Annotated in this window: 9 protein-coding genes; all 9 read left to right on the top strand. The window is 60.9% G+C overall.

The window, feature by feature from the left end:
* Positions 1–1,033: type IV secretory system conjugative DNA transfer family protein (locus AC1VS5_RS08785; protein WP_481218388.1), on the top strand; the 1,033-nt coding region annotated here is incomplete at its 5' end.
* Positions 1,034–1,080: 47 nt separating this feature from the next.
* Positions 1,081–1,377, top strand: a complete 297-nt coding sequence (locus tag AC1VS5_RS08780) for a hypothetical protein (protein WP_481218387.1) — start codon at positions 1,081–1,083, stop codon at positions 1,375–1,377.
* Between the two features lies 1 nt (position 1,378).
* On the top strand, positions 1,379–2,329 hold the full coding sequence (locus tag AC1VS5_RS08775) for a hypothetical protein (protein WP_481218386.1): 951 nt from the start codon (positions 1,379–1,381) through the stop codon (positions 2,327–2,329).
* Positions 2,330–2,449: 120 nt separating this feature from the next.
* Entirely contained in the window at positions 2,450–3,850 is a 1,401-nt protein-coding gene (locus AC1VS5_RS08770) for a VirD4-like conjugal transfer protein, CD1115 family (protein WP_481218385.1), read from the top strand.
* A gap of 74 nt (positions 3,851–3,924) precedes the next feature.
* The gene (locus tag AC1VS5_RS08765; protein ID WP_481218384.1) at positions 3,925–4,524 is read left to right on the top strand and encodes a ClpP family protease; all 600 of its coding nucleotides are present in this window, start codon (positions 3,925–3,927) and stop codon (positions 4,522–4,524) included.
* Positions 4,525–5,113: 589 nt separating this feature from the next.
* Positions 5,114–5,893, top strand: coding sequence for a hypothetical protein (locus AC1VS5_RS08760; protein ID WP_481218383.1), 780 nt, complete (start codon positions 5,114–5,116; stop codon positions 5,891–5,893).
* A gap of 86 nt (positions 5,894–5,979) precedes the next feature.
* Entirely contained in the window at positions 5,980–6,843 is an 864-nt protein-coding gene (locus AC1VS5_RS08755) for a hypothetical protein (RefSeq protein WP_481218382.1), read from the top strand.
* Positions 6,844–7,554: 711 nt separating this feature from the next.
* On the top strand, positions 7,555–7,953 hold the full coding sequence (locus tag AC1VS5_RS08750) for a single-stranded DNA-binding protein (RefSeq protein ID WP_481218381.1): 399 nt from the start codon (positions 7,555–7,557) through the stop codon (positions 7,951–7,953).
* A 330-nt stretch (positions 7,954–8,283) separates the two neighbouring features.
* Positions 8,284–10,702, top strand: a 2,419-nt coding sequence (locus AC1VS5_RS08745) for a hypothetical protein (RefSeq protein WP_481218380.1), incomplete at its 3' end; no start/stop codon positions are given.

Genomic DNA, 10,702 nt, shown 5'->3' with positions numbered 1-10,702 from the left:
CATCTCGGTGGCACGCCGGCTCTGCCCCACCGAGAGCCAGAAGGATCCATTTTGGGATCGCGCCGCATCCAATCTCATTGCCTGCCTCATCGCATACGTGATGGAAGAGCTTCCGCCCAGCGAGCAGCATTTCGGTTCGGCGATCGCGCTTGCCGAGCACCTGGACGATCGAGCAGCGTTCAAGCTGCTGGATGATCTGGAAACCACGGATCCGGGGAGCCTCGCCCACTCGCTCTATCAGCGTTATGCAGGCACGCTTGCCGCCCCGCAGATGAGCGGCAGCATCGCCGGCGTCGTGGCGGAGAAGCTGATGTGCCTCGGCTTCGACGGGACGCTGGCGCTCTATACCGCAGACCAGAAGGTCAACTTCGATGGGTTCGATGGGCTGCCGCGTGCGCTCTTCGTTGCGGTGAGCGACCTCGACCGAAGCCTCGACCCGCTCACGAGCCTGTTCGTAGACCAGGCGTTCACGGAGCTCGTGCGAAAAGCGGACCGCAATCCAGGAGGCATGCTGAAAAAACCGGTCCGCTTCATGCTCGATGATTTTGCAAATCTCAATATCGAGAACATCGACAACATCCTGAGTATCGTCCGCAGCCGCGAGATCTGGTGCACGCTGTTCGTGCAATCTATCAACCAACTCGACGCGATCTATGGGCATGCCCGCGCCCAGTCCATCATCAGCAACTGCGACACGCAGTTGGTGCTGGCGTTTCAGGATGCCGAGACGGCGCGATGCTTCAACGACCGTGCAGACAAGCTTCCCACGTCGCTCCTTCAGATGTCGCGCAAGCACGCCATGCTGTTCATTGCCGGTGCCCGCGGAGAGGAAGTGGAGAAGTACCGGCTGGAAGAGCATCCGCTGTACCAGGAATGCATGAAGCGAGCGGAACAGGGTGCTCGTTCGGCCAAGTTGAGAGGGCGGGTCATCAATGGCGTGCGCGGGGTGGAGGGCCGGAGCGCCCCCATCGACCCCGACCTCCTTGAGTTAGACATGCACGATCTGGGGAGTGAGAGGGAGTTGCCGCTCTAGCACGTGGTTTTTAACGGTAGGCACACGAGATGGAAAAGAGCACATCCATGGCACAGAACGCACAGCCCAGCTTCTATGAATCGAATCCCGAGTACGCGACCCTCATCTTTACCGCACAGGATGCGCGCAAGGAGCTCATCTGCGCGCTCACCGGAGAGCTCGACAAGTCTCTGGAACGCGAAGGCGACCCGGACTACGAGCGCTACGGACGTCCGAGCGATGAGGTGTACCTGTCCGGTTATCTCTGCGCGCTGCAACGCGTCTGGGCCTATGAGGAGGAACATCCGGACGAGGCGCGTCGTTGCAAGGCGCTGTTCAGCTCCGAGATGGGTTTGGAGGGCTAGCATGAACAAGCGAAATCCTGAGCTTGCTGCACGCATCGAGGACGTGCTGAACGGGGCGCCGTCGACGAAGCTGGTCCTCGCGAGCCTGAGCGCGGTGGCCCGCACTCCATGGGAATGCTATTGCGGAGATGGGAAGGCGCGTCGCATGTGCAGCTCGATCGCCACGTCGGAGATGACGGCGTTGCATCTCGACCGTTGCGGCTTCATGATGCCGGAATGGCACGGAGATGTTGGAGGTATCGCGCGTCTCGCCCTGCTGCTCGACGCCGGAGCCGGTGTTGCAGACGGTATGCAGACGCGCTCCGTTCTCAGAAGCAGCCGAGACGCACTCCTTGATGCCTTGCTCGCACCGGTTTTGAACTCGGTAGAGCGGGTTGTGGCGCCGGGCTGGAATCCCACCCAGAAGCCCGCTCGCCCGCAGCGCAGGCGCGCAAACCGGCCTGATTTCTCACGCATGGCGGAAGATGATTTCAAGAATCGGCTCAACGCAATCGAGGTGCGGGCCTTCTACAGTATCTTTTGCCGCGCCACGGGCAAGGAGATTCTGGATGCCGTCATGTCGTCATCCGGGAACGCCCGGGGTGTAGGGGCCGAGGACCTTCGGCGCTATGCCGCGCACGTTGCTGCCGAGCCCGAGCGGGGACTCCATCGCAGCTTCAAGGTCATGTGCTGCGAATACCTCCGGGAGGTTGGCCATGCTTCAGACGCATGCGACGAAGATCCCGAAGACGATTTCATAGAGGAGCCGGAAGACTGGCGGGATACCCATGACGTGCCTTGGTCGCGAGAGACCGAGCTCAAAGAGTGTTTGATGCGGCGGAGCCTTTCCTTGTTCTTCGAGCCGGTCGCGCTCGCATATGGTGTCCCTACGCAGGAAGGGCACCCCGAGAGCCCGACGGCTCGCCCGAACCCCACGCTCGCCGCGCGCCTCGCTTCCGCCCAGGCGAAGTGACGCCGCTGAGCTAGACGGTCGCGCAGCTCGCCGGGGCGTAAATCCACGGCAGCAAGATGGGAGAGCAAGAGCAGAAAGAGCAAGCGTAAGAAGTGTGTGAGCATAAGCGAAAGGATCCATATGCCAAAGACCATCTCCACCACCGCGCCTGCGGGCACCGCCCTGCAGCCCGATTCGCGCGCCGCCTACCGCGGCAAGACCCTCGTCGGTCGCAATCGCGCGCTCGAGACCGATTCCTTCGAGACGAAGCTCAACAACAACGTGCTCGTCATCGGGCCCTCCGGCTCAGGCAAGACGCGCCATGTCCTCAAGCCCAACCTGCTCGAGGCTTCTTCGAGCTTCATCGTGCTCGATACCAAGGGGACGCTTTGCAGCGAGATGGGATGCGCCCTTGCGCGCCTGGGCTACATCGTCGAGCGCCTCGATTTCGCAAGCGTAAGCGAGGAGCCCCGCCCGCTGCCTGCCGGCGCGGCGAACGTCGGCTACAACCCACTCGCCTTCGTGCGTCGTGATGCTCAGGGCAAGCCCAACCAGCAGGACATCATCTCCGTCGCCAAGGCGGTCTCGCCCGTCGGGAATTTCCGGGATCCCTTCTGGGACAATTCCGCAGCGAACCTTCTCGCCGTGCTCATCGCCTACGTTATGGAAGAACTGCCCCGATCGGAGCAGAACTTCGCCGCGGTGATCGAGCTCGCTAACCACTTGCAGGACGGCGCCACCCTTCGCTTGCTGGACGACCTCGAGGTCTCCAATCCGCAGAGCCTTGCCTGCACGCTGTATCAGCGCTATGCAGGAGTCATAGAATCGGAGAAGACGCATGCGAGCATCCTAGGCGTCTTAGCGGAAAAGCTCATGTGCCTGGGCTTCGATGGGGCGCTGCGCCTTTACACGGAAGAGCGCCAGGTCGATTTCGCGAGCTTCGGCCATGGGCGTCGCGCGCTCTTCGTGACGGTGAGCGACATCGACCGCTCGCTCGATCCGCTTGCGAGCTTGTTCGTCACCCAGGCCTTCAACGTGCTCATGCGCGAGGCAGATCGGTGCCCGAGCGGTCGCCTGCCCCAACCCGTTCGCTTCTTCCTGGATGATTTCGCGAACCTCTATATCCAAAACATCGATGACATCCTTGCCGTTACGCGCAGCCGCGAGATCTGGGTTACCTTGCTTTTGCAATCGGTAAACCAGCTTGAGGCGCGTTATGGCCGGGCACGCGCGATGTCCATCATGGGCAACTGCGACACGCAGCTTGTGCTGGGATTCCAAGATCTCGATACCGCACGTTGTTTCGCCGAGCGCGCGGACAAGCTGCCCAAGAGCCTGTATGAGATGCCTGCTGGAAGCGCCTGGCTCTTCATCCGCGGTCGCAGCGCCGAGGCGCTCGATGCCTACCGCTTGGAGGAGCATCCGCGCTATGCGGAGCTTGTCCAGGCGGCGGAGGGGCCGGTGCCGCGCGATTTCAAGCTGCCGACATGCGGGCGCGAAGCGAGTGGGACCGATTTTTCCTACGACGACATCCCCTTCTAGCGGCTGCCCTGTTCCGCAAGGCCGAGATAGATCATGAGCAATGCGCCGTCCGGCGCGAAGAAAGGAGCTTCCCTATGGAGTCCACCACCATCATCAGCCCCCGCACCATGCGCGAGACGGCGCGCGGCATCACCCTCACGAGCATCTACGACGAGATGCTCTCCCGCCGCGAGCTTTCCGTGACCGGCGACGTGAATTCGGCCATGGCCTTCGATGTGTGCCAGCAGCTGTTGCAGCTCGAGCACGAAGACCCCTCGGCCGAGATCACGCTGTATGTATCGACTCCGGGTGGTGACGTCTCTGCCGGCCTCGCCATCGTGGACACCATGTGCACCATCTCCTGTCCGGTGCGCACCGTGTGCCTGGATATGGCCGCATCTATGGGCGCGATCATCTTCGTCTCCGGCGACCGTCGCGAGATGTTCCTGAATGCCGAGCTCATGATCCACGACCCGCTCATCCAGAACGTGAGCGGCTCGGCGCTCTCCGTGCAGGAGACCAGCCGTCGCCTCATGCGTCGTCGTAGTACGCTCAGCCAGATCCTCGTCGATCACAGCAACCTTCCCATCGAGCGCGTGGAGGAGCTCACCTCGAAGGACACCTATCTCACCGCCGAAGAGGCCCTGGAAAAGGGCTTCACCGACGCGATCGTCGAGCCGCGCAAGGTAGCGTAGGGGGAGGGCACCTGCCTGCCGCGTCCGGGTGGCGCCACGGGTTTGACTGGCGCGTGAGCGTGCAAGCAGTGAACGCCTGCCGCGCCCGGGTGGTGCACCCGCGCTCAGCAGGCGTGGCCTGTATCCCGGCAGGGGCTGCTGCGGGGTACCTTGGAATCCGAGGACAGTTTCCGCGAGATCGTGTTCCATGAGGCGGTGAGCGGGACTCCCGCTGATCTCGCAGGTGGACAGGGGCATCTGCGAGGAACCTCGACGGCATCTTCGAACACGGGATCCTGTTCAGGAACGAGCTCGCCCGTCGAAAGGTCGACGCCGCCGTCACTAGCAAGCTGCGTTGGCAGGAAACCGCCGATGCTGTCTTTTCCCAGCCGGTATCCATAGCAGGATTTTTTTCAACACGCAAGTAAGATGGGGCGGGAAGGAGCGCGCGCATGTCCGATATCGCAAGTGGATAGTGGCCGCAGCGAAACGCTAAGATGGTTGAAAGGATATGAGTGAATGCGGTATCCAGGATCCGGGGGAGGAAAGGGCTCGAGGACAGCGGTTGCATCTCGAGCTTCGATGTATATAGAGAGGGAGGGCTGTAACCATGGGTTTTATCGATGGTGATGCCGCGTGGTACGCGCAGGAGATGGCGAGGCGCGCGGCAAACCGAGCCGCTCAGGAGGCCGCGCGCGAGCAGGCGCGCATCGACCGCGAGCAGTACGAGGCGTCGAGCGGCGCGTCCTACGGCAGCTGGGCCTCGGGGCCGGCGCCCGAGCTGAGCCCCTTCCGGAACCTGACGATGCAGGAGCTCATCCGACAGCGAGACGGGTTCATCAAGGAGCTCGAGGAGGCGCGGCGGACGCTCAACGGTCCCGGTGAGCGTTCGGCGCGCGACATGATAGATCTCGCCAACTACGAGATCGACCGTCGCAACAACTTCCATACGCTCAGCGAGTCCGAGCGCGCGGCGCTGGAGCGGAAGAAGGCGCAACAACAGTGCGACAAGCTGCGAAAGGAGCGCGATGAGCTTCGTGCGAAGCTCAACGATTTACGTCGGCACATGAAGAGGGAATCATACGTTTTTGAAGTGAGTGTCTTGGGCTGGTTCAGTTGCTTTTTCGATGACATAAAATGGGACATCATTTATGCAAAACGCAGGGCGTGCAACTGCACCCGTGCTCAGCCTAGTGACATCACTGAAGCGGAGCGTGATAAGTGCCCAATCGAGGATCTCATTTTCAAGGCGCAGCAGGACTATGAAGAGCTGGAACAGTCCTTCGATGTAGTGTGCAGCAAATATCAAGAGCTGATCAAGAAGATGATTCTCCTTGCGTCAACTGATAGCTCCACGGACGGACAGGGCTCGACTGCCTCGTCGTCCTAAACCGTTGAGACAATCGTGCCAGGTTAATCTGTCTCATACTTGAAGCACAGTGGGCGGAGCACCGCCCCGGCACAGAAAGGAGCATCATGCTCGACACGCTCTATCCCGGCTTCATAAACATGCAACCCGGCCGTGGTGTCATCGGACTGCATCCCCGCGAGGCGGCCTTCGTCCAGCATGTGCTCGACAACGACCAAAAGTTCTTCGGCGCCGCCGGCTACACCCGTCGCGAGCTCCCCGCAGGCTCGCTCGATCCCGCGGGTATCGCCTTGCGCGCCTGCCAGACAAAGCGCACGCGCGAGGCGTACAAGGACGAGCCCATCATCGCCTTCGAGGCGCCCTATGACCAGAACGAGTGCGACGACATCATGCGGGAGATGTACCAGATGCCCATGATGTCCTGCTGGGCGCAGCACCTGGAACACGACCTCGGGTACGCGATCGGAACACCGAGCCCCGAGCTCACCGCATTCGCCAAGCTGCCCGAGACGCCGACCACAGGTCACATCTACGGCGACTCCGAGACCATCGCCTACGTAGCCTGGATGCTCGCCAAAAAGCTCGGCATTAACGCATCCTGGCGCCACCGGCTGACGCCAGACGAGCGCATTGCCGCAGAGCGACTCATCGCCGAGTCACACAAGCAGACCAACGGCTATTACATTGACGACTATACCCTCGGCGTACTCGACGTACCACGCAACCAGAACGCCTGCGACGAGGTGACACGTGCCATCCACTGCGCGCCATTTCTGCCCGAAAGCATCGTCTGTGAGGCACACTTCCACGGTGTCGGCGACGACAACCTCGGCATCGACCTCGATGAGCTGCGCAACGCGATGCCAATCTTCTCTGCCGTCGACGATGACCCCACGCTGCCAAGCGATGAGGAAAGCGCGCGAGCTTTCAAGACGTTTACCGCCATGCATCGATATCGAGATGATGAGTGATGACGACGCGGCCAATCTGAGACAATCGTGCCAGGTTAATCTGTCTCAGGTCTCGATTGTGAGCACTGCGCGCTGCCTGTGAGTATGGCTATTCAAAGATGAGGCCGAAGGCCGGACAAAAACTAAAACAAGATTTCCGCTTGCGGTGCCCCCGGCGCTGTGCTTAAATAGGGGCACCGCAGAGAAGCGGCTAGGTATCCGAGCACATCAGTTTCAGGTTTCAGCGTGTAAGAGGTTAGGGAGAGCGCATCATGATCACCATCATCACCAACAACTAAATCAACTGGCGCGAGGGTATGCTCCTCGCGTTTCGCGCTACCGGCCCTGTCGGTTCTCCAGCGCGCGCTGTTCCTTGTTTGGAATCGCAGCGCTCGCAGGAGAATCGGCAGAGGTTCGGCCATACCCGGTTGGGTATGGAAGGTCTTTTGACAACCGCAGAGCGGATGCGCAAACTTTCCCCTCCGGTGAGCGGCCGTGTGAGCACGCGAAGACCCGGTTCGAAGCGAGCCCGGCGGGGCGATGACCTTGGGGGACAGCAAGCGCGAAGATCCCGCAGCGCCGGCGCAGAGGGGCGATCGAGAAAGAAGGCAACAGGCCTCGCGACGTCGGCGCTTTATTTCATGGCAGTATCCACGACTCGATTTCTCATTTACGTACATCAGCACAAGAGCAGTGGGCGGAGCACCGCCCCAGCATAGAAAGGAAACCACCATGGGTATCAACAAAGTCTTTCTCTCCGGCAACCTCACCCGCGACCCCGAGCTTCGCGCGACGGCATCCGGCACGCAGGTTCTGGAATTCGGTCTTGCCGTGAACGAGCGTGTTCGCAACCAGCAGACCGACGTGTGGGAGGAGCGCGCCAACTTCTTCTCCTGCATCGTGTTCGGTCGTCGTGCCGAAGCGCTCTCCCGCTATCTCGCCAAGGGCGCCAAGGTGTCAATCGAGGGGTCCCTGCGCCACTCCGTATGGGAGCGCGACGGTGCCAAGCGCAGCAAGGTCGAGGTCATCGTGAGCGAGCTTGAATTTATGTCGCCGTACGCTGCGGCCGGCGAACCTGCGGCAGCCGATTCGCTGCCGGTCGTTGCCGAATCTGGCGAAGAGGTCTGGTAACCGCGGTGAGGCGCGGTTTCACCTGAGCCGCACCGTCTGCGCGCGAGGATACGATACTTGTATCATAAAAAGGCACGGGAGCATCCCCCATGAATCGGGGATGAAGAGGAGGGAGAAGTGATGTACGAGCGGATATTCTCACCAAAGCGCTCATTACAGCGCAGGGCCTTCTTTAATGGGCTCAGGGAGCCTGTCTTCTATGACAGAGAGAGCAGCTTGGCCAGGTTCAACCTTCTTGGAGAAGACTTGAAGTGGACTCAAGGCAAAGAAGGAGCCAGGCTTTCGCTCAGGCGCACTATCTCGGGAAGCAGCTCTGAAGCAGGGGACTGCTTGGGAGACTATTCAGTTACGAGCCAAATCGTCAGAGAGGGCCTGAAGAAGCTGCTCGAGGACGTTGCCGATGAGACGACGGCCGCACGCCGTCGAGGGGTCGTGGTGATTCCCTCGGCAATCGGAGGCGAGACCAATTGCTTGGTCAAGGAGCTGCAGGAGTTGCTGGAAGAACACCCCGGTCTAAGAGCTGCATTCGACGATCTCACGGGCTGTTTGGTCCGCACGGAAACGCTGCAGAATGACGACCGGTGTTACGCGTATTCCGTCGAAGAGAACGCGAACACCCTTGTGTTCACCGCGCCAAACGGCGGGGACGCATACGATGTCATCGTGGTTGTCGGCGCCTACCTCCTATCTGGAAACTCCTTCGAAGCGGTGGATAAGGTCCTTCGCGTTTCAGGGTATGCCGGTCGTATCTATAACTATGCTCCGCGCCGAGTGATGTCGCCCGCTATGGCTTGGTGGCTCGATTGGGATGAGCCTGGTTCGGAGGATGAGATTTATGGCTCGCCTGGAGTTCGCCACGATCATTCCGATCCCGATCTCCCTATCAAACCTATCGATGCGTTAGTACTTGATTTAAGCAGTATGCCGACTAGCGGTGTGGTTCTTGCTGGGGGTCTGTACGATCGCTATTCGTTCATCGAGGCGATTAGGGATCTGGGAATCCCGTTCGCCGCTCTTACGAGGAAGAGAACGCATGGAGACTCGCGTTCCATAACGGAGGAATACGACATCGTTTCGGAGGGCCTGCCTGATTTTGCGTTCGACGCTCCGGAGGAAAGGTGGCGTGAAGATTACGAGGACCCGGATGGTCCTGATCCGATCTTCGACTCGTTCCCCGAGCCTCTCGGGTTCGTGATCGACAAGGTGTATCGCAGGGTCGGGCGCCCTAGGGGGGAGAAACCGCATATTGTGGCGCTCTGCAATACGGAAGACGCAATGCATTGCGTAACGCGTTATGGCACGGGGTTTCCCTGGGAAACTGAAATCGCCCTCGCGTTGTGGGGCATGCCCAGCGGGCTGCGCACCCAGGCACTAGAGGATTGGTACGCCAGCTATGGATTCGAAACGCCCGAAGAGTTCATCGCCTGGTGCCGGCGGCAGAACGGAATGGAAAAGAAGCAACGCAACGAAGTAAGGGTGAGCACGAAGACGGAACTGAAGAAGGAATTCCAGGAGAGCAACCTGAAGAGCATGGCCCACTTGTACAACGTCATGTTCGAGGGACGCGAGGAGCCGATCTTCTACGGCGGGTTCTATCCCGTCCACGGCCAGAAGGACGAGGCGCAATGGGACCTGTTCCGCTATGTGAGGGGGCTCAAGCGCGAGACGGAGTACGACGAGGAATGCTATGAGGAGTACAAGGAGCAGTACGAAAAAGACTTCTTCCAGCTGTTCGAAGCACGGCTTGCGGCCGACGCCATCGGCATCGTCGTGATTCCCTCGAGCGACAAGGATAAGAAGAACGTCCTGACGGAGATCGTGAGCTCGACGGATGAAGTCGACCTTCTGGTGGTGGGCGCCTATGACCTAACCGAGAGCCTCAAGCGCGTGGAGACGAAGGAGAAGGCCCATCACGGCGGTTCGCGCTCGGTGGAGGGCAACGCCTCGACGCTCGCGATTGCGCCTGACGTGCTCCGCTACGATCTCATCTTGGTTCTAGACGACGTCGTCACCTCGGGCAAATCGTTCCGAGCCGTCGGCAAGCTCCTCCGCGATGCCGGATTCGTCGGGCAGATCATCAACTTCGCGTTCGCACGGACGGTGTCGTCTGAAGCCGAGCTGCGCTTCGCGCAGGATCGGATGGGCCAGCTGCCCGATCCCCGGCCCAATGCCCGTAACGATGGGCGCATCGACGCGGCCGTGCTCGACCTCGACCAGACGCTTCTCGACGACCCCGTGCTCGACGTCGCATATGAGGCCGACCCGTACCGCAAGATGCCCTATGAGCTCTACCACGACTGCTGCAAGCTTGCTGACCTGCGCTGCTCCGGCATCCCCTATGCCATCGTCAGCAACGGGGGCAGGAAGCGCCTCCGCGCCGTCATGACGACCTGGAAGGTGAGCGAGGCGGTGTTCGGTCGCCGGTTCGAGCGGGACGAAGTCGGCTGGCAGGAGCTTCCCAAGGGCGTGTTCAACGCCCCGCGAGTCGAGGGCCAGCACCCGTACTTGCTGAGCAAACCCTGCCCGGATGGCGTGGAGCAGGCCGTGCGGCACCTCGTTCCCGATGCCGAACAGGCCTCGACTGCGCGCATCATCGGGCTTGGGAACACGATCGAGGACATGATCGCCTACCGCGCCGCCGGTATCGAGCCCGCCCTCGCGTTGTGGGGCGTGCCCACCTGGCTGCGCAGCCACGCCCGAGAGAGGTGGGGCGCGGCGCACGTGTTCGAGAGCCTGGGCGATTTCACCG

This window comes from Enorma sp. (assembly GCF_982429025.1).
The sequence above is the reverse complement of the archived record's forward strand: the minus strand, read 5'-3'. Positions and strand labels throughout refer to the sequence as shown.

Excerpts from the sequence above, each read along its gene's own strand:
- AC1VS5_RS08780 (WP_481218387.1), top strand. The coding sequence starts at position 1,081 with ATGGCACAGAACGCACAGCCCAGCTTCTATGAATCGAATCCCGAGTAC.
- AC1VS5_RS08775 (WP_481218386.1), top strand. The coding sequence starts at position 1,379 with ATGAACAAGCGAAATCCTGAGCTTGCTGCACGCATCGAGGACGTGCTG.
- AC1VS5_RS08770 (WP_481218385.1), top strand. The coding sequence starts at position 2,450 with ATGCCAAAGACCATCTCCACCACCGCGCCTGCGGGCACCGCCCTGCAG.
- AC1VS5_RS08765 (WP_481218384.1), top strand. The coding sequence starts at position 3,925 with ATGGAGTCCACCACCATCATCAGCCCCCGCACCATGCGCGAGACGGCG.
- AC1VS5_RS08760 (WP_481218383.1), top strand. The coding sequence starts at position 5,114 with ATGGGTTTTATCGATGGTGATGCCGCGTGGTACGCGCAGGAGATGGCG.
- AC1VS5_RS08755 (WP_481218382.1), top strand. The coding sequence starts at position 5,980 with ATGCTCGACACGCTCTATCCCGGCTTCATAAACATGCAACCCGGCCGT.
- AC1VS5_RS08750 (WP_481218381.1), top strand. The coding sequence starts at position 7,555 with ATGGGTATCAACAAAGTCTTTCTCTCCGGCAACCTCACCCGCGACCCC.